This window comes from Aporhodopirellula sallentina SM41, assembly GCF_000346505.1.
Lineage (GTDB): Bacteria > Planctomycetota > Planctomycetia > Pirellulales > Pirellulaceae > Rhodopirellula > Rhodopirellula sallentina.
In genome coordinates this window covers 1-19408 of the sequence record NZ_ANOH01000039.1, presented here as the reverse complement: position 1 = coordinate 19408, position 19408 = coordinate 1, and the positions used below count along the sequence as shown (strand labels likewise).

Sequence of the window (19408 nt, the reverse complement as noted above, 5' to 3'; positions counted from 1 at the left end):
CTAGCGTTCGCGAAAAGAAAAGCTCAGGTTCACTAAGGACCTTCCTCTTCGAGCATTCTCTGTTCAACGGCCTCGATTTCGGCCTGCACGTCCTCCGCTGGCGGTGTGACGACTGTGTTCTCGGTTTGGCCGCCACACCCGATTATCGCGGGGGACAAAACAAGCAACAGCAACGAAAGTTGAACGAGTGTTTTTGATTTCATCTTTCTCATGGTTTCCTAGCGTTTGGATCGAATTAGTCTTGATAATGTTGGTTTACAAAGGTCGCCCCAAGGCAGAGACATAGGGGCGACCTGGAGATGGATGGCAGCAGAGAGCTAAATTTCTTCGTCGATAACTTCCTTGTAGGCACGACTGCCCAGTGCACCCCAAAGGCCATAGGGGCTTTCCCCGCCGACGTTGTTGCTGTTGCCGGTTGATTCATTTTTCCAAGTCATCGGAGCTTGACTGTTTCCTGCGTCGATCGAGTCGGTGATGAACTTCACCGCACCGTCTCCCATGAGGACGTGTGCTCCGCCTTGGTGACGGCTGCTCGCCGAGAGCGCACCGCCGTAAATATTGTTGTTATGTGCCATGCAAACAGGTGAATTGGGCGGTCGGATTGTTGTGAAGCCGGTGAAAATAGGACCGTAGTTTGCCCAGCGATAGCCGCGTTTTTCTGACGACGTCATGAACCGATTACTGTTGAGCCCGGAAACCCAAAACTGAGGTCGTGCAGGGTCGATATCACCATCACATGCCGATGGGTTGTTGTAGACGTTTGCGGCTCCTGATGGATCCGTGTCCGTGCTGCTAGGAGGAACGTTTCGTTTCCCGTCGGTGCGAGTGTCTTTGTCACCCAAGTCCGTGGCGATTTCACCTGCGGCAATTGTGTTGGACAACCCGTCGAGGATGTCGCGAAATCTGGTGTCTCGCCGAGCGACAAAAATCCCGCGATGGGAAGCTCGTGACATCTCGACATAGCCGGTGTTGTTGGCACCATAAGCGTCCAGGCGGGCTTTGTGCAGGTTGTATCCAGAATCACCCAAACAGGCCGCGTAGTTGGTTCGCCCCATCGAAGGAAGTCCCGTACCAGGGTCACTGGGGCACCGCAGCGTCCCGATGTTGGTCATCCAAGGAACGTACTGCGTCTGCCAGGGGATAGGGCCCATCGCGCTCCATGAACCAGTCATGGCCGAACCTTCCGCGTTCTCTCGACTCGGATTGGAAATCTGTTCCCACACGGCTTGTTGCTCAAAGTACGGCGTCAAACCCACTAGGAAGCTAAGCCGGCGAGAATTATGTCCGCCGCCGGTTGTTTTATTACCGCCGTCTCCACCCGCGCCCGAGTTGGTGCCCCCGCCATGAATCGGCAGTTGTTTGTAGGCCGAATGGTAGTTGTGCAGCGCTAACCCGATTTGCTTAAAATTATTGCTGCAGGACATTCGACGTGCCGCCTCACGTGCTGCCTGGACGGCAGGCAGCAGCAACCCTACGAGTACGCCGATGATTGCAATGACAACCAGCAATTCGACAAGGGTGAACGCTCTTCGCATTCGGGGATCAGTTTTGTTCACGAAAATAGCTCCTTATTATGGAGTAGGACCATAAGTCCGTAGTGGATAAGACAAAAAAAGCATTCCTTCGTCGCATTACAAGAACAGTAAGGGCACCAGCGCAACAGAAAAATAGAAATGAATCCAAAATTCCGTCCAAGCGGGGTTCTGGCATTTTTTCGAAATGAATTGTTGCGAAGTGAGGCGTTCTGCTCTTTCATCGCGGACGCGCTCAACTTCGAGGCGTTTCAGCTCTGATACCCTGTTGGCTAAGCGGGCACGGTTGCGGACGGTTGGCATTCTCCAATTACACCAAGACGTCGCCATTCAGCTTCATCAGGAAGGATACGATCACTACGAACGAGAGCTCTCCCGCACAGGTCGAAGATCAACGCGAAAAGATGTATTTGTCACTTTTTGATGCTAGCCATCGAGTGATCCGGTTGTATCTGCGCAGTCTGCTGCCGACACAGAACGACGTAGAAGATGTTTTTCAGGAAACCAGTTTGGTGATGTGGCGAGAATTTGATCGTTTTGAGATGGGGACCAACTTTGGGGCTTGGGCCTGTTCCATTGCGTATAACCAAGTGCGCGCCTGGCGAACTCGGCAACAACGCGAGCGTCTACGGTTTTCGGACGACATGACCCAGATGCTGTCTGACGAATACATCGATCATGCCGACCACTATGACGATCGCATCCGAGCCTTAGACCAATGCATCGAACATTTACCTGCTCACCAACGGTTGCTGATCGACAAGCGATGCCGGCAAGAAATGCCGTTCGAAGCCATTGCTGCGGAAGTCCAGCGACCGGAGGCGTCGATCCGAACGGTCGTCAGTCGCATTCGCAAATCACTCAGAGAATGCGTGAACCGCAAAATGAACCAGAACTCTTGAATAACACGTGTCAACAACGAGCTCCCAAACACTTGGTTGAACACCAATCGACGAATCCAGCATCAAAGCGAATCTTTCGGATATTTCAATGAATCACCCTAGCGATAGAACGTCCAGCGAATGGATTCGCTATCTGGAGTTGCGCGACCTCGCGTTCGAAGACCATCCGGACCATGCGACGATGTCCGAACTGGAGGATTTGATTGCATCCGACGATGCCATTAAGCGTGACTTTGCTGAAGCCTGCCAGATGCATGCTGCACTTGCGTATCCCCGACAGGCTCCGCAAGTCGGGAAGGGAAACGGCTCAACACCCAAGCCTGCGGTTGCGCGCAAGTCCCGGTTGTGGGACGTCACTGAATCGACGCTGCGTGCGTTGACCCGTCCAGGAATGGCCGCAGGAATTGTGTTCGCGATTATCGGATTTTGGATCTATCAAGAATTCACGACCGTCCCCAAGATCGGCCAGATCACTCGTCTGCAGAGTTGCCAGTGGAGTTTTTCGACGGTCCCGATCGTGGCCCGCACACCGCTGACGCCGGGCCGATTGGTATTGTCATCGGGAATCGCCGATCTTCGCGTCGGACTGGTTGATCTGACCTTGGAAGGACCGGCGGATGTCGAGTTGGTCAGTGACAATGAGTGCATCGTTCATTCTGGGCGGATCTACGCGGAAGTTCACCCCGGTGGCGAAACGTTTCAAGTTCGTACTCCCAATTCGACATTTGTTAACCGTGGTACCAAGTTTGGCGTCAACGTGACTCCCTGGGGGACATCGGACCTGACGCTCGTCAAAGGCAAGGTGGATGCGACGCACCACCGGACGGGAAAAACCATTTCGGTCACCTCCCTCGGGACGGTGCGTTTCACTGAAACAAGCATCGAAGCGGCATTGGGGAACAAGGGGGAGCCCTATATTCGTGACTCCCTCACTCAGAAGCAGCCACTAGAACCGCACCATGAGACGGTTCAGATTTCAACGGCGATTGGTGATGGCCGAGACGGATACGTGGTCGCTACCCAAAATGAACCCAAGGAAAAACAGCTATCCGATACGTTGCTCGTCAAAGAACCGCCAAATAAACCGTGGGGGACTCCTTGGCGACGACGTGCCTATTTGCACTTTGATCTCTCGTTCGTCTCGGGCAAAGCCATCAAGGAAGCACGCCTGCAACTTCAAGGCGTCGCGACTGGCATCGGCTTCTTGTCACTCACACCCGACACCACTTTTTCGGTGTACGGCCTGATTGATGAGTCCGAGGAAGGTTGGAGCGAAGATTCGCTCGACTGGAACAACAGCCCAGGCATGATGGCGGATCGGATTACGCTTGATCCAACCAAGACCAAACGCCTGGGCACGTTTGAAGTTCCCGTGTCGGAAACGGAACGTGTTTTTCGACTCGATTCCGGTGCGTTGCTGAACTTCTTGCGGTGCGATACCAACGGAGGAGCCACACTGATCCTCGTTTCTGAAACAAGCGGAGTCGACGGTTGCTATGTGCATGGGTTCGCGAGCAAACGACACAGCGAATTGACCCCGCCAACTTTGCGTCTCAAGGTGGAAGATGGACTGACCTCAGATGAGAGTCCCAACGATTGGGAAAATGAGCAAGTCATCGGAACCAACAAACAGCCACCGCGCGCCACATCGTTACCCTATCCCGATCGCCAATCCGCCATCTCGGCAACACGCGAAGCGTCACCCTATTTCCAAAGCCTCAATGGCGACTGGAAATTTCATTGGTCGCCTAATCCAAGCGAACGCCCCAAGGAATTTCATCAGCCAGAGTTTGATGTCAGTCAGTGGGACGAATTGCCTGTCCCTAGCAATTGGCAAATGCACGGCCATGGGGTGCCCATCTACACCAATATCAAATACCCGTTTCACAAGGCTCCGCCGACGGTGATGCAGGAACCGTTGGACCATTTCACCAGTTACAAGCAACGCAACCCCGTCGGTTCGTACCGACGAGACTTTACGGTCCCGGATACCTGGGACGGACGGCAGACATTCATTCAGTTCGACGGAGTGGATTCAGCCTTCTATCTGTGGATCAACGGAAAACAGGTCGGTTATAGCCAGGGCAGTCGCACACCGGCCACGTTCGACATCACTTCCTACCTGCAACCGGGGACCAACACCCTCGCGGCGGAGGTCTATCGTTACTGCGACGGCAGTTACCTCGAAGACCAGGACTTCTGGCGACTGAGTGGTATCTTTCGCGACGTCTATCTTTGGTCGGAGGATCAGATTCGCGTCCGAGACTTTTTCGTTCACACGGACCTTGATGACCGCTACGAAAACGCCACCCTTCGCGTCGATTTGGAAGTCGCCAGTGTCCATGGGGAGCCGCAAGCTGTCACGGTGGAAGCGGAACTGTTAGACGAATCACAGCAACCCGTCATCAAAAACCTAAAAGCCGAGGGCATCGTTGAATCCAATGGTGAACTCGAATTGAGTCTTGAGCAAACTGTCGAATCACCGCGATTGTGGTCCGCGGAAGATCCGAACCTGTATCGATTGTTCATCCGGCTGAAAGATCAATCTGGAAACCTGATTGAAACGAGAACCTGTCAGGTTGGATTTCGCGAGGTTGAGGTGATTGACGAGTTGCTCCATGTCAACGGAAAACCGATCACGATCAAGGGCGTGAACCGGCACGAGCATGACCCCGACTCGGGACACACGGTATCGGTTGAGTCCATGGTGAAGGACATCAAATTGATGAAGCAATTCAACATCAATGCTGTCCGGACCAGTCACTACCCCAATGACCCACGGTGGTACGAACTCTGCGATCAATATGGTCTTTACGTTGTCGACGAAGCCAATATCGAATCACACGGAATGGGCTATGGCAAAGACTCTTTGGCTAAAAATCCAAGTTGGCTTAGTGCTCACCTCGACCGTATCAAGCGAATGGTCGAGCGTGACAAGAATCACCCATCCATCATCATCTGGTCGCTCGGCAATGAAGCGGGCAATGGATCGAATTTCATGGCCGGGTATGACTGGATCAAATCTCGCGACCCGTCGCGTCCGGTCCAATACGAACAAGCCGGATTCAACGATCGCAACACGGACATTCGGTGTCCGATGTATGCCACGATTGATCGAATCGTGGATTACGCCAAGCACGATGCCGACCGACCGCTGATCCAGTGCGAATACGCCCATGCGATGGGAAATAGCTTGGGTAATTTCCAAGACTATTGGGATGCGATCGAAGCCTACGATCACCTTCAAGGAGGCTTTATCTGGGACTGGGTCGATCAGGGAATCCGAAAGCGTGTCCCGCCAAGTTTGCTGATTCAGGATCAAAGCAACCCAGCGAGATTCGCTAAGGTGATCGGAGAGTACAATCCGCAACGGGGTGTCATTGGGCCCGTCAGTGTGCCTCCGGATATGACGCTGAACATGGATGGAGCTCTCACCCTCGAGATCGTTGTCGAAGGGGACAAAGCCACTCAGTTTTGCCCGCTGATCTCAAAGGGTGACCACGAGTACCTGCTGCGTTTCGATCACGGCGGTATTACTTTCGTTTTGTTTACTGGGCAGTGGCAGAACCTCCAAGTCTTGTACGAAGATGCTGGCTTGACCACCGGGCTGAATCGTATCACGGCCACGTACGACGGCGCTGAGATCCGGTTGTACGTCAACGGAACGCTGAAAGCGAAACGCGAACTATCCGAGAAGGCTCTCGCGAGTCACTATCCGGTGAATATCGGTCGCAATTCGGAAATGATTCACCGCATCGCCGACCTTCCGATTCGTAGAGCAAAAATATATCGCCGCGCACTTTCCACCAAAGAAGTGTCGAGTCCGAAAACGCGGTCTGATGAAGGTTTGATCTTGGACCTCGATCTACTGGATGCAAAGCGAGATGCGACTGTTGCCGAAGACCGCCCGACTTTCTTCGCCTACGGTGGAGACTTCGGCGATCAGCCGAATGATGGCAACTTCTGCATGAACGGTTTGGTACAGCCAGACCGAAAGTTGAACCCGCATATCTGGGAGGTCAAGAAAGTCCACCAGAACATCAAGATCGAAGCCGTCGATGCACGGGCAGGCAAGTTCCGCGTGAAAAACCATTTTGCATTTACCAACTTGAACCAATTCGATGCCAAGTGGGAGATCCGCTGTGATGGCGAATCATTGGACTCGGGGAAGATTGGAAGCATCGATGTCAATCCTGGCAGCAGCCAAGACGTGACGCTGCCGTTCGAAAGCTTTGATTTTCCGGACGGTGAGTGCCAACTGACCATTTCCTTTTCTTTGGCAAAAGCAACCGCATGGGCCCCCGCCGGTCATCGACTTGCTTGGAATCAATTCGAGCTTTCCCGGACCGATCGATCCAAGCCGGAGTCGACTTCGGAAGGTAGCCGCAGCAAGGTCGAGTTGGTCGAGAATTCGGAAGGCTGGATCCGAGTGTCGGCAAACGGGCGGTTGGCAAAACTCGACAAGCAAACCGGCAATCTCGTGTCGCTACAGTTCGCTGGCAAAGAGTTACTTGCCGCGCCCATTCGACCGAACTTTTGGAAGGCTCCTAACGACAACCAAATTCGCAATCGATATGAGGAAAGGCTTGGCCCATGGCGCAAGGCCGAACACCAACGACGAATAGTGGAATCGGACATTGTTCAAGATAATGGGCGGATTGATGTCGTCTTCACGTCGATCTTGCCGATCGCGAAATCATCGCTTCGTGTCGAGTATCAATTCACGAAAGATGGAAAAATCCACCTCGACATGAGCTTCCAGCCTGGCGAAGGAACGATCCCAAGCGTGCCGCGATTCGGATTGCAGTGGAGTGTTCCGCGTCAGTTTGACCAAGTGACGTGGTACGGCCGTGGACCTCAGGAAACGTATTGGGATCGCAAAACCGGCGGCGAAATCAATCAGTATCGATCAACGGTCGATGAGATGTGGTTTCCCTATTGCCGGACTCAGGACACGGGAAACCGAACGGACGTTCGATGGATTTCTCTGGTCGACGATTCGGGGCACGGTATTGAAGTCATCGGTGACCAGCCGTTTAGCGCCAGCACATTGCCGTTCGGGGTGCCCGACTTGGAAACCGCCAAGCATCCATTCGATCTCCCCCGACAAGACTTCAACCTCATCAATATCGATCGGAAGGTTCACGGCGTCGGTGGTGACAACAGTTGGGGGGCCAAGACGCATCCGCAATACACCCTTCCCGGCAATCAGCCTCATCGACTTGGGCTAACGATCCTACCCCTGTCGCCATAAGCGAGACGGGTGTGCTGCTCAGACGGCGGCAACCATGAACGTCATCAATTGATTGCGTAAGCCCCAATCGCCGTGCCGCTACCCACCGCAGTACGGCGTACAAATACACTCAGAACAGGTTAACCAAGTGCAGGAATTACGTGTGTTCAAGATCGCGTTCGTCATTGCCCTATGCGCAGCGTCCGTTGAAGTCCGAGCTGGGGATAGCCAAGTCGAAACGTATACGCATGCAAGCGTGCACCCGGTTGCGCATGATGCGGTGAAGCTTACCGACGGATTTTGGTACGACATACGTGCCCGATCGCGGGATGTCGGGATTGCTTCACTGCACCGACTTTTCGAAAGCAAGGGATATTTTGAGAACTTTCGCATCTGTGCGGACGGGCGCAGCGAGAAGCATTTCCGCCGGATGAACTGCAATGAGTTTATCTACAAACACATGGAAGCGATGGCCTGGTATGCACCGGAGTCGAAGCAGGTGAGCGGATTGCTGAGAGACGCATCAGCAACGGTATTGTCCGCCCAGCAACCAGATGGTTATCTGAACACGTACTACGAAAATCAGCTCATCAAAGCGAAGGGCGAAGTACGGTTTGCAGAAGAAAATCGGTGTGAGTTCTACAACTTTGGACACTTCACGCAGGCTGCCATTGCGGACTACCGGGCAAACGGAAACCGCGCGTTGCTCGACGCGGCAATACGATTTGCGGATCTGATCGTCAGCGAGTTCGCCGACCCGAATGATCTACCGTACAAACTTTACCAGGGGCCGGTGAACAAGAAGTATGAACACCCGAACCACGAGCTTGCGCTGGTGGAGCTGTACCGAGTTACGGGAGACCGGAGATACCTCGACTTCGTCATGCAGACGCTCACGGAGTACGGCTACTTTGGCAATGAGCACTTCAATGAAATGTGGGGACACGCAGTCATGGAGAACCTGCTTGAAGCAGGCGCTGTGGACCTCTACCTGGAAACCGGTGATCAGCGGATTTGGGAAGTAGTCTCGAATCTTTGGGACGATATGCGTGAACGCAAAATGTACGTTACCGGTGGTACTGGCTCGACCAATCAAGGTGAGGCATATGGCAAGCCATACGAGCTGCCAAATGCCTCGGCATACAGCGAAACGTGTGCCTCGATAGCGAGCGTCTTTTGGCATCACAAGATGCTTCTGGCGACTGGCGACGCGAAGTACGCCGATGAAATGGAACGAGCCCTCTTCAATAATATCCTCGCTGGATATGGATTGGACGGCTCATCTTATTTCTACCAGAATCCGCTGGCGTGGCATCCCGACAAGAACGTACGAAGAGGCCGTCGTTTTCAGTGGCACCATTGCACGTGCTGCCCGCCAAACTTGCATCGGCTGTTTGCCTCCATCGATCAGTACATCTACACGTCGGATGAATCCGGTATTCAAGTCAACCTCTATGCCAACTCCACGCTTGAGCACAAGCTTCCGGGCGGTGAGACGCTATTGTTGACGCAGCAAAGTGCGTTTCCATTGGACGGTAAAGTGGTGCTGACGCTTGACGCCCCCGGAGATGCAAAGGGGAACCTAAAACTCCGTATTCCGAACTGGTGCGATGCCCCGGAAATCACGATTGATGGAAATCCTGTTGATGTAGAAATGGAGATGGGGTTTGCCGTGCTGGAGCAGCCCTGGAAGATGGGTCGGAAACTCGTCTTGAACCTTCCGATGAAACCTCTCGTCATCATGGGAAATCCGAAGGTGAAAGATCAGGTTGGCCGCATCGCGATTCAGCGAGGCCCCGTCATCTATTGCCTGGAGCAGGTCGACAATCCGGGTGTCGACTTTTCAAACATCAGAGTTCCCGAGAGTCCTCGAGTGACGTCCAAGCATGAGCCGGAGTTACTCGGCGGCGTGGTAAGGCTATCTGTTGCGGCCCGGGATGAAGGAAAAGATGTAAACCTGAAAATGATCCCGTATTACGCCTGGGCCAACCGGGAGGCTGGAGAGATGTTGGTCTGGCTGCCTACCCCGAAAATGGATGGCGATGGTTCAGCTTCGAACCACACGGATTTGCGAAATCGAGAAATGGAAATTTCGGTGGTTCGTACTCCGTCAACAACATCCACGAACGACCACTATGTCAGTAATCGAGCGCCCCTGCAGCCGAGCAAGCTCATCAAATTGCCGGTAGGTGCCATCAAACCAGACGGATGGTTGCTGGAAACCTTAGAGCGACAGCGCAAGGGGTTAACCGGAAACCTGAATGACCTCAGTGGTTGGCTGCAAAAAGAAGATAATGCTTGGCTATCAGAAAAGGGAACCGGTAAGTGGGGTTGGGAAGAAGTGCCTTACTGGCTCAAAGGATATGCCAACCTTGGCTATATCCTGGATGATGAAGAAATGATTGCTGAAGCCAAAATATGGCTCGAGGGAGCGATCAACAGTCAGCAAGCGAACGGGTACTTTGGTCCGAGCTATGCTTGGGAAAGCTATCTTGACGAATTGGATCAGTCTGAGAGACGAAAGAGAGAGCACAACAAGGCAAGGGACTATTGGCCCAATATGATCATGCTCTATTGCCTGCAGTCCTACTACGAATATTCGGGAGACGAGCGGGTCATCGACTTAATGACCAACTACTTCAAGTATCAGCTTTCTGTACCGGACGAGCTTTTTCTAACGAAAAAGAAGATTTGGCATTATCAACGCGGAGGCGACAACCTGCATAGCGTCCTGTGGCTATACAACAGGACTGGAGAACCTTGGTTGCTTGAGTTGGCGGAAAAGGTTTACCGCAACACGGCAAATTGGTCACAGCGAGGGCGTCCCATGAAAGGCAACCGGCCCGCTTGGTTTGGTGATCTGATCAGTTGGCACAATGTCAACATCGCTCAGGGATTCAGAGTGCCCGCGCAATACTATCTGCTCAGCGGAAAGCAGGAAGATCTCAGGGCGGCTTATACCAATTTTCGAATCGTTAGAGAGCATTTTGGGCAAGTGCCAGGCGGCATGTTCGGGGGCGATGAGCTTTGCCGCCCCGGTTATGACGACCCAAGACAGGGAGTCGAAGCCTGCGGCATGGTGGAGCAAATGAATTCCGATGAGCATTTGCTAAGAATTACAGGGGATATCATGTGGGCCGACCATGTCGAGGACGTTGCGTTCAACACCCTGCCTGCCGCCATGACTGAAGACTTCAAGGGCCTTCGGTATATCACCAGTCCGAACATGGTTTTGAGCGATACGAAGAACCACCATCCGGGCATCCGAAACAAAGGCCCGTTCCTGATGATGAATCCGTTTAGCTCAAGATGCTGTCAGCACAACCACACGCAAGGATGGCCCTATTTGGCAGAGAACCTGTGGATGGCCACACCTGACAACGGTATAGCCGCAGTCGTCTATTCGGCCAGTACGGTGAAAGCCAAAGTTGGAACAGGAGCAGAAGTGCAGATCGCAACCAGATCGAACTACCCGTTTGAAGACGACCTAAGGTTCAAAATCAAAACCGAGTCGACGCAAGCTTTTCCTTTGTATTTCAGGATACCGAGCTGGGCATCGAATGCTCAGCTGACGATCAACGGAGAGGCTATTCCAAACGCCTTAGAAGCTGGCAAATACGTAAGAGTCCAGAGGGAGTGGGCAAATGGTGATGAGGCTGTTTTGACATTGCCGAGAGAGATTAACGTCCGAACCTGGCAATCCAATCACAACAGTGTCAGCGTGAACTATGGACCGCTGACTTTCTCGCTAAAGATCGGCGAGGAGTACGTGAAGATTAATAGTAAAGAGACGGCGTTAAAGACTTCACGGTGGCAGGAAGGAGTCAATGTCAATGATTGGCCTGCCTATGAAATTCACCCAGCTACAGCGTGGAATTACGGGCTCGTGCTCAACGACGAGCCCAGTACGTCGCTCGAGGTCGAGACCCGACCGTGGCCAAAAGACAACTTTCCCTTCGCCGTGGGAAACGCTCCTGTGGTTATCAAGGCGAAGGCCAAAAAGATTCCCGCCTGGAAGCTAGACGAGCATGGTTTGGCCGCAGAACTCAAAGACAGCCCCGTTAAGTCGAACGAGAAAACGGAGACGGTCGAATTGATTCCAATGGGAGCGGCACGTCTTAGAATTAGTGCATTTCCGGTAGTCGGAGAAGAAGGGAACGCACATGAGTGGTAAAAGGCAATAGAAACTTCGTAATGAATGTGGAACTGAAAAATTCCCTGTGGGCTTGCCTCCACGTTGATCGAGATATCGGCGGGATCATGAACCTACTGAACGAATTGGGCATTGCCGACACAAGCGTTCGGCAGGAGGATATGCGGTCAAGTGTCCGGCAGCAGACTTGACGGGCATTTGTTCTAGCGGCGCAGCCCAACGGTTGGGCTGTACGGTAGTTGCGGGCCTTTCTCTGGTTGAACGCTTGCCTAGTTGTCCGGACGCAGGGCATCCAAGTTGGTGTCACCGCTGGCAAGTCGACGCAGCAACTCATCGAGACACACCCACAGGTCCAAGTGATTCCGGTGCGCACTGGCCGTTCGAGAGCGTTTGATGTCAGGTATCATGCGATTGCCGTCGCACTGCGTACGACACGTACTTAGTGCACGGTAGTCCTGGTGGTTTGATCACGGGTTTGTGGCGGAGGCAGTTGGGCGTACTTGGTGTGGATTAGGTATCAGTGCCTGTCATTCTGCGGGATTTGCCGGTGGTGTAGATACGAAAACAGCCCGCGGTTTGCGGGCTGAGTCGTCGTTTGACGGAGATCGGGATGACAAGATTCGAACTTGCGACCTCTGCACCCCCAGCGAAAACGCGGGCAACCATCCGTTGCACGCAATTCACGGGGTTTCTGACGATCCGGCAAACGTTGCTCAACTTTGTTCCCCTTCCTGTTCCCCGGAAACGTGGCAACGGGTGGCGGAATTGGCGGAACGGATGACCGCCGATGAACTCGAATTGTGGCTGAAGGTGGGCGAGTCGATGGCGCCCACGGTCGCTACCGATGCCCCGTCTCACAATCGGTTGTGAAGCGTTCGGGCGACGTGTTCGGGTTTCGGTCGCCCGCCATCGAAGCGTTGACGATGCGAGCCGCTGGGGGCCTTGCGTTGAGCATCTGAACGAGACGAGCGAGCGGAACGGTGGTTTCGATTCGGGCAACGGCGGTGCCGTCCAGCGTTTCGACGATGAGCGGGGCAGGCTTTGGCATGATGTCAAGCATAGCGGGGCGTCTGTTGCTGTCCCCTGGATCCGAAAACGGGTCCTTCCCAACCCCATGCCCCCACGGGGCGTAGCCCGCTCTTTGTCGCGATGTTTTCCGCACGCCGGAATGGGAAACGTCGGTAAGTAAGTAAGCGCGCACGCCGAATGGCTGCGGGTCCCTCCCGTCGATTCGTTCCGACGCACGCCCAACGGGAACGACCGAGGAGCAATAGAGACTTTGTTTTACGACGGAATCGGCAAGGTTACCGGCGATCGAATCGGAGGCGATGACGGGAAAGAAAGTCTACTGTATGAGCCGCCTGTTCCCTGCGGGGGCCGATTTGGGATTTGCAATTGGAAGGACCCGTAAGGGACGCCCCGTGTTTTGGGGTGAGGCCTATTGCGTAGGTACTTCCTAAGTGATTTTCGATCGACCCCGAAGGGAACAACCGGGCGACTTCACACACTTGCTTGCACGCCCCGGTTGGGTTTCCGCGGAAACGCTATGCCGTCACAATGAACGAGCCGGATTGATCCCCGGCATCGAATGGTTGCGGATTGATCCCCGCGACTTTCAGACGGTAGGCGGGTAGCTCTCGCCGCACGGTTTATTCGGTCGCTGTTGTTCCTTGCATCGCGACCGGCTGAACCGGCCTCGACTACAAGGAACCCTCTCGATGGAATTCGATCCATTTACAGACCTGCCTAAACGAGCCCCTATAACGGCAACCGAGAGAGCAGAATTCCGTTTCGTAGAAACGTGTTCAGAACTTGCCGTGTATTGGGAACCGATAGACGCATTGAAATTGCGTGATCGACTGTTAGAGCCGCTACATAGGTACATGTTCGAAGCAATCGTCTTGCTTTCATCCGTCCAACAAGCACGCACGGTCCAGGAACATCAAAGAGGAAGTAGCTTGTTCGCTACGCTGTGCCAGTGTTACTTGATGCGAAAAGGAATTTCAACGATTGAGTACAACTGGAGCGGCATTGTCACTAAAGCGTTGTGGTATGCAGCGAACCCAGGCACAACCGATGATGAACCACCGCAAAACTTCTGGGCGTGCAATGACGAAGCCGTTTGGGGGCGCTTCGAGCCCTGGGTTGCTCGAATTCCTTTGTGGCCTATCAGTCCGATGAACGCGCGTGATGGGTTGTCGAAATTCTACGACCTTGAGAAAGCTGAATGGAAATTTACCGAGCCTCCAGGCGAGAGAACCCAGGCCGTTCGCGCATGGTCGAACGCTTGCCAACTACTAAGCTCGATAGCAGAGTCCCGTTTCAACATTGACCATTGCCTGCTGAACCCAACGGAAACGCTTGCAAAACTCCGGGTAGCTGAGACGATGCTTTTTGACACTTTGGCTTACGTTGGACTCCATGAGAAGCAAGTGATTCGGCAGCAAGAAGCGGAACAAAACTCGAAAGAGAAGCAAAAGGAAATAGCTGACAACGCGACAGTGATCGCAAACAAAGCGATCGAGACCGGGAGACGGTTTAGCGGGATTACTGAGTTTGCCCGCGTTGTTGGTTGCTCGCACAGGGGCAAAGCCATCAAAGCCGCCTGGGAGAAGTGGGGGCCGATGATCGAAGCGGAATCGTACCCTCAGCCCGTCGATTTTGACGTTGAAAACTTGCCTGACGACGGTGAAACGATTGAAGAGCTGGTTAGGGACAGTGAGCGTCAAACGCGGGAAGATTACGGCAAGCTACCGAGCCAAAAACGGCGAGTTTGAGAGTCGATCGGCGCGCCCGGGCGCGCCTTGATAATACCGGATTTTGCGTCCCGTTCGCGAATTGCGCGCCCGTTGAATGAAAGGGTAGACGAACCTTTCATTCTCCAATACGGGATAAACGACTATGGACACGGGCAACGCGCCCAAGCTGGTGACATCGGGTGTCATCGCTTCGGAATTGAACGTTCCGCTTCATCGTGTCTTGCGTGTGCTGCGAACGCGGCCCAGCATCACACCGACGGCCTACGCGGGAAACGTCCGACTGTATCGCCGCGAAGCGATCGCACGTGTACGGCATGAACTGACGGCAATTGACGCCCGCCGATGCCGCCAAGCGGAGGCCGCGACCGATGTTTGAACAAATGCGAACGCAGGACGCGGACGTTGAGAAAGCGGGGGCTGCGTCATGAGCCACACAAACGCAACCCCCGCCGCGTCTGGACAACGCCACGATACGCCCGAACCTGAAAACGGGCAAACCCTCCCGCCGCCGCGTCAACTTGATTTGATGGATCACGGCGGACACGCTGCACGCACGCGAGCTGATGCCGCTGCGTCGTCGTTACCAAAGTCGCAAAGCCGCCGCGATGCGATTGAACTTCACGTCGCCGGTTGCGGTGCCGATGGGGCAACCCGTTGGGAAATTCATGTAGCATTGGCGATGCCTTATTCGTCGGTTTGTTCTCCAGTGCACGAACTGGTTGTCACCGGTCGGCTGCGTGAAACCGAGCGAACACGGTTGACCGCGTACGGAAAGCCCGCGGCCGTTCTCGTTTCCGGGTTGCTTCCCGAGGAGGCGAAACCGTGAAGGAGAAACGACAGCTAGATTTGCTGAATGATCTTCCCCGAGGCGAGCAATTGAAGTTGCTGCGGGCTGTTCGATTTGAGACCTATCGAAACGGCAACGAGGACGGCGTTAAGGCTGACAAGCAAAAGGCGTTGCTGCGATTGATCGACGACCATGACGGTGACGGTCAGGGTTGTTTTGCCTCACAGGACACGCTCGCCAAGGAGATTGGTTGCAGTGTTAGCACGGTTGGCCGTGCGGTTGAAGCGTTGGTTTCTCAAGGCCTTATAACCAAAGAACGCGACGACCGTACCGGGGCGAATCGTCACCGCATTATCTGGAGCGAGTTGAAACTACGTTGTGACAAACATGCTCAGCGAACCGCCATGGTGACAGACGCGAACCGTCACGGTGATGGTTCGCGAACCGTCATGGTGATGGATGCCGTCGGTCATGATGATGTTTCGCAATCCGTCACCGTGACGGATGCCCTCTGTCATGATGACGGACAAAACGAAACAGAAACGCAACAGTTAAACGCAACCACAACCGCAACGGATGAAAACGAGTGGCTGTTGTTGCGGAGGCGACTTCGTGACCTTGGGATGAAAGCCGCTGCCCAGGCGACGAACGCGGCACGACAACGCGGCTTGTCACTGGAGTACATCGACGAATTGATACGCGAAGCGACTAAGCGGAAACGTCCACAAGATGAGCCTTACGGCGTTTCCCACCTTTGCAACTGGTTGACCGGCAAGACGTTCCCGCCGATCGACGAAGCCGACGCGATGCGGATTCGTGACGAACGCAGGCATCATGATAGGGAAGCCGCCGAAGCGATCCGGCAACGCATCGCGAGCGAGCCGAAGTTGAAGGACGCAACCGACGAAGTGAAAGCGGGTTGGGTTGGGCGATTGCTTGCCCGCGATGGACTCGACACCGAAGCGACCGACGACGAACGAGCCGCCGCCACGAAGCTGGACGAATTCGACCAGAAACAGCAAGGCAAGCGGTTGGGGGTGGCGTCATGAATCGACCGCAAACCGTGGCAAACGATGCCGCCCGCTACATGACGGCAAAGCAAGTTGGCAAACGCTTTGCTTGCAGCGAACGAACGATTTACCGATGGGCGGATACCGGCAAGATGCCGCCTCCGGTGAAGATTGGCGGCGCGGTGCGTTTCAAGATCGAAGCGATTGACGAATGGGAGGCCGACGGTTTCCCGCACCACCGCAACGCGAGCCGCTAAGGCATCGCCGCCGCGATGAACTCGACACCGCCCGCGGCAACGCGGTAGGCTGTTCCACGCCCACGGCTAGGGGTTGCTCCCGAACCCCGGTTTCCCATGACCGGCCCGCCGTGGCGTTTTTGTGTTTCATGGGTCAACCGATGGGAGTTGAATCATCATGGCGACGTTGTTTCGCAAGACGGTAGCGCGACCGATTCCAGCAAACGCGGAAGTCTTCACCAAAACGGTCGATGGTCAGGCAACCGAGTTTGCCCGCTGGAAAGTCAAACGCAACGGCAAGACGGAAACGCGAACCGGACGTATCAAGACCACCAAGAGCGGCAACCGTCGCGTTTTGATGAAGTCGCCAAACTGGATCGCGAGATACCGGAACGCGGACGGCTACACCGTTGACGAGTCGACCGGCTGCACGAAGAAAGAGAACGCGGCCGAAGTCCTGCGGACCTGGACGAAGCGAGCGGAGGACATCCGAAGCGGTCGCCTGTCCGATCGTGATGCCGAGATCACGGATTATCAAAACATCCGCCTTGCCGATCACATCGCCGACTACATCGACGATTTGAAAGCCCGAGGCATCAACGCCCAACGGGTAAAGACAAGCCAGAACTATTTGCAAGACGATGCGGCTGGTTGTCGGTTTCGTTGGTTGCGTGACCTGGACGCCGGCACGCTTCGCAAGTGGTTGCGGAAAGATGCCGGTATGTCGGCTGCAACGTACAACTGGCACGCGAAACTATGGACGGCGTTCGGTTGGTGGCTGGTTGGGAAACGGTTGGAGGGCAAACGTTCTTCCATGACCGGGGAACGTCGTATTGCTTCGAACCCGTTTGACGGTTTCGGGTTGAAAGACGAATCACAAGACCGCCGCCGTGAAGCCCGAGCGGTAACCGTTGATGAGTTGCAACGATTGTTTGAGACCGCCCGCCGTCGACCGCTGGATGATGCGTTGACGATCCGAACCGGACCACGCAAGGGAGAACGCGGGGCGACCATTCGCCCGCGACGACGGGTGAAGCTGTTGAAGCTGGGGCACGAACGCGCGTTGATCTACAAGACGGCATTGTTGACCGGCCTACGCGCCAACGAGCTGCGGACGTTGACGGTTGGTGATTTGTCTTTCGGTGACGTTCCGTTTTTGAAGCTGGTTCGGTCGAACGAGAAGAACCGCCGCGGCAGTACGATCCCGCTGAAATCCGATCTGGCGTTCGACCTGGCGTCTTGGGTGGATGGTCGCCCGGCTGCCGATCCCGTGTTCGAAGTGCCATCTGGTTTGCTGCGGATTCTCAACCGGGATTTGGTTGCCGCTGGCATCGACAAGATTGACGAGCTAGGCCGCCGTGTTCACATCCACGCTTTGCGACATTCGACCGGGACTCACCTTTCCGCCGCTGGGGTGTCACCACGGACGGCCCAGGCGGTCATGCGTCATAGCAACATCAACTTGACGATGAACACGTACACCGATGAGCGGCTATTGGATCAAGCCGGGGCGGTGGAACGGCTGCCGACGATCCCGCTTGGGGGCGACGATCAAAGCGGGACTGACGAACCGCCGACGCCTGCCCTGGATCGTGGAACGGGAACGGCGGACGGTGCCAAGTTCGTTCCCCTTCCTGTTCCCCTGAAATCTGGCAACGGGTGTCAAAACGTGGCGAATTTGGCAAATGGGGAAGGTTGCGACGGGGCGACCCCCGAAACGAAAAAAGCCCGCGATTTGCGGGCTGAAACGGCGTTTTCAGGTAGTCGGGATGACAAGATTCGAACTTGCGACCTCTGCACCCCCAGTGCAGCGCTCTAACCAGGCTGAGCCACATCCCGTTGTTGGTCGGATTTCCCTGGGGTGGGTGGGAAGTCCGGCTTTTGAACGACAAACTCTACCGAAACCGGGTCGGTTTCGCTAGGGTGGGCGGATTCCCCGGGTACAATTCGCCGGGGTTTTTTCTGGTTCCTGGGAATGGGATTTCCTTGATGACGGTTTCGGATCCGGCGGGTTCTCGCCAGCAAAATTTGACGAAGAAACGAAGTGCGAGTCGGTCGCAATCGCCTGCCGATGGTGGCCAATCACGTGGCGGCGGGGTCGGCGTGGCGAACTCGGGTGCGGCCGGTCGAGCAACACGGGGGCCAACACAACGTGGTGGTTTCGGCGGGAGGCTGCGTCGGTCTTGGCCGCTGCTCATGTTCGGGATTGCGGTCGGGGCCGGGTTGGGTATTTATTTTCTTGGCGGATCGGATCGGGGACTCGACCGACCTCTGGAGTTGACGCTGCGCCCGATCCCCGCGGTCTATTCACCTGAACGGGCGATGGGGTACCTGGAGAAAATTTGCGACTTCGGTTCGCGTCCCACGGGCAGCGAAGCGATGAAGAGGCAGCAGGAATTCCTGACGGAGTTCTTTACCGCCAATGGGGCGACGGTGGAATTGCAGAAGGAGGCGATCCGACATCCGTTGACGGGCGAACCCGTCGAGATGGCGAACCTAATCGCGAGATGGTACCCCGAACGACCGACGCGATTTTTGTTGTGCGCCCACTATGACACGCGTCCGTTTCCTGACCGGGATCGCGAGAACCCCAAGGGAGTTTTCGTTGGTGCGAATGACGGAGCGAGTGGTGTGGCGGCGTGGATGGAGATGAGCCACCAGTTCGCCGGTTTGCCGGAAGATATTGGCGTCGATGTGGTGTTGTTTGACGCCGAAGAGTTTGTGTTCGCCGAGGGGCGGGATGACTACTTTCTCGGCTCTACTTTCTTTGCACAGCAATATCGCATGTCACCTCCG

General features: G+C 55.0%; 14 protein-coding genes, 1 tRNA gene and 1 pseudogene. 10 read left to right on the top strand and 6 right to left on the bottom strand.

Annotation, left to right across the window (positions count from 1 at the left end; translation table 11 throughout):
- Positions 1 to 32: 32 nt before the first annotated feature.
- Together RSSM_RS33560 and RSSM_RS01890 are read right to left on the bottom strand one after the other, a co-directional pair.
- Positions 33 to 203 (bottom strand): hypothetical protein, encoded by a 171-nt coding sequence (locus RSSM_RS33560; protein WP_160168083.1) that lies wholly within the window; start codon positions 201 to 203, stop codon positions 33 to 35.
- Between the two features lie 114 nt (positions 204 to 317).
- Positions 318 to 1535 (bottom strand): DUF1559 domain-containing protein, encoded by a 1218-nt coding sequence (locus RSSM_RS01890; RefSeq protein ID WP_008673897.1) that lies wholly within the window; start codon positions 1533 to 1535, stop codon positions 318 to 320.
- A gap of 401 nt (positions 1536 to 1936) precedes the next feature.
- Here RSSM_RS01890 and RSSM_RS01885 point away from each other — a divergent pair, with 401 nt between their 5' ends.
- From RSSM_RS01885 to RSSM_RS32235, 3 genes are all read left to right on the top strand, one after another.
- Entirely contained in the window at positions 1937 to 2434 is a 498-nt protein-coding gene (locus RSSM_RS01885; RefSeq protein ID WP_144059500.1) for a sigma-70 family RNA polymerase sigma factor, read from the top strand.
- Between the two features lie 88 nt (positions 2435 to 2522).
- Positions 2523 to 7688, top strand: a complete 5166-nt coding sequence (locus RSSM_RS01875; protein WP_008673894.1) for a glycoside hydrolase family 2 TIM barrel-domain containing protein — start codon at positions 2523 to 2525, stop codon at positions 7686 to 7688.
- 127 nt (positions 7689 to 7815) lie between these two features.
- Positions 7816 to 11841 carry a beta-L-arabinofuranosidase domain-containing protein gene (locus RSSM_RS32235; RefSeq protein ID WP_236620881.1) on the top strand — a complete coding sequence of 1342 codons (4026 nt, stop codon included), beginning with the start codon at positions 7816 to 7818 and terminating at the stop codon, positions 11839 to 11841.
- A 248-nt stretch (positions 11842 to 12089) separates the two neighbouring features.
- Here RSSM_RS32235 and RSSM_RS33555 read toward each other — a convergent pair whose 3' ends face one another.
- On the bottom strand, positions 12090 to 12227 hold the full coding sequence (locus RSSM_RS33555) for a hypothetical protein (protein WP_008673889.1): 138 nt from the start codon (positions 12225 to 12227) through the stop codon (positions 12090 to 12092).
- Between the two features lie 431 nt (positions 12228 to 12658).
- On the bottom strand, positions 12659 to 12868 hold the full coding sequence (locus RSSM_RS01860; protein WP_144059499.1) for a hypothetical protein: 210 nt from the start codon (positions 12866 to 12868) through the stop codon (positions 12659 to 12661).
- Between the two features lie 670 nt (positions 12869 to 13538).
- Here RSSM_RS01860 and RSSM_RS01855 point away from each other — a divergent pair.
- From RSSM_RS01855 to RSSM_RS01835, 5 genes are all read left to right on the top strand, one after another.
- A complete protein-coding gene (locus tag RSSM_RS01855; protein WP_008673881.1) occupies positions 13539 to 14597 on the top strand; it encodes a hypothetical protein in 1059 nt (352 codons plus the stop codon).
- A 124-nt stretch (positions 14598 to 14721) separates the two neighbouring features.
- On the top strand, positions 14722 to 14955 hold the full coding sequence (locus tag RSSM_RS01850; RefSeq protein ID WP_008673879.1) for a hypothetical protein: 234 nt from the start codon (positions 14722 to 14724) through the stop codon (positions 14953 to 14955).
- Between the two features lie 48 nt (positions 14956 to 15003).
- On the top strand, positions 15004 to 15405 hold the full coding sequence (locus tag RSSM_RS01845; protein WP_144059498.1) for a hypothetical protein: 402 nt from the start codon (positions 15004 to 15006) through the stop codon (positions 15403 to 15405).
- Positions 15402 to 16415, top strand: coding sequence for a helix-turn-helix domain-containing protein (locus RSSM_RS01840; RefSeq protein ID WP_008673878.1), 1014 nt, complete (start codon positions 15402 to 15404; stop codon positions 16413 to 16415). The genes RSSM_RS01845 and RSSM_RS01840 overlap by 4 nt, the downstream gene beginning before the upstream one ends.
- Entirely contained in the window at positions 16412 to 16633 is a 222-nt protein-coding gene (locus RSSM_RS01835) for a helix-turn-helix transcriptional regulator (protein WP_008673877.1), read from the top strand. Before RSSM_RS01840 ends, RSSM_RS01835 begins: the two co-directional genes overlap by 4 nt.
- Positions 16634 to 16766: 133 nt before the next feature.
- On the opposite strand, the gene RSSM_RS34430 is transcribed toward RSSM_RS01835, so the two are convergent.
- Positions 16767 to 17249, bottom strand: a complete 483-nt coding sequence (locus RSSM_RS34430; RefSeq protein ID WP_236620880.1) for a hypothetical protein — start codon at positions 17247 to 17249, stop codon at positions 16767 to 16769.
- Between the two features lie 84 nt (positions 17250 to 17333).
- On the opposite strand from RSSM_RS34430, the pseudogene RSSM_RS35385 reads away from it, so the two are divergent.
- A pseudogene (locus RSSM_RS35385) lies at positions 17334 to 18089 on the top strand (tyrosine-type recombinase/integrase); the annotation flags it as partial.
- 287 nt (positions 18090 to 18376) lie between these two features.
- On the opposite strand, the gene RSSM_RS01815 reads toward RSSM_RS35385, so the two are convergent.
- Positions 18377 to 18451 (bottom strand) — tRNA-Pro (locus RSSM_RS01815).
- 150 nt (positions 18452 to 18601) lie between these two features.
- On the opposite strand from RSSM_RS01815, the gene RSSM_RS01810 reads away from it, so the two are divergent.
- Positions 18602 to 19408 (top strand): M28 family peptidase (locus RSSM_RS01810; protein ID WP_236620879.1); only part of this gene is annotated, 807 nt, incomplete at its 3' end.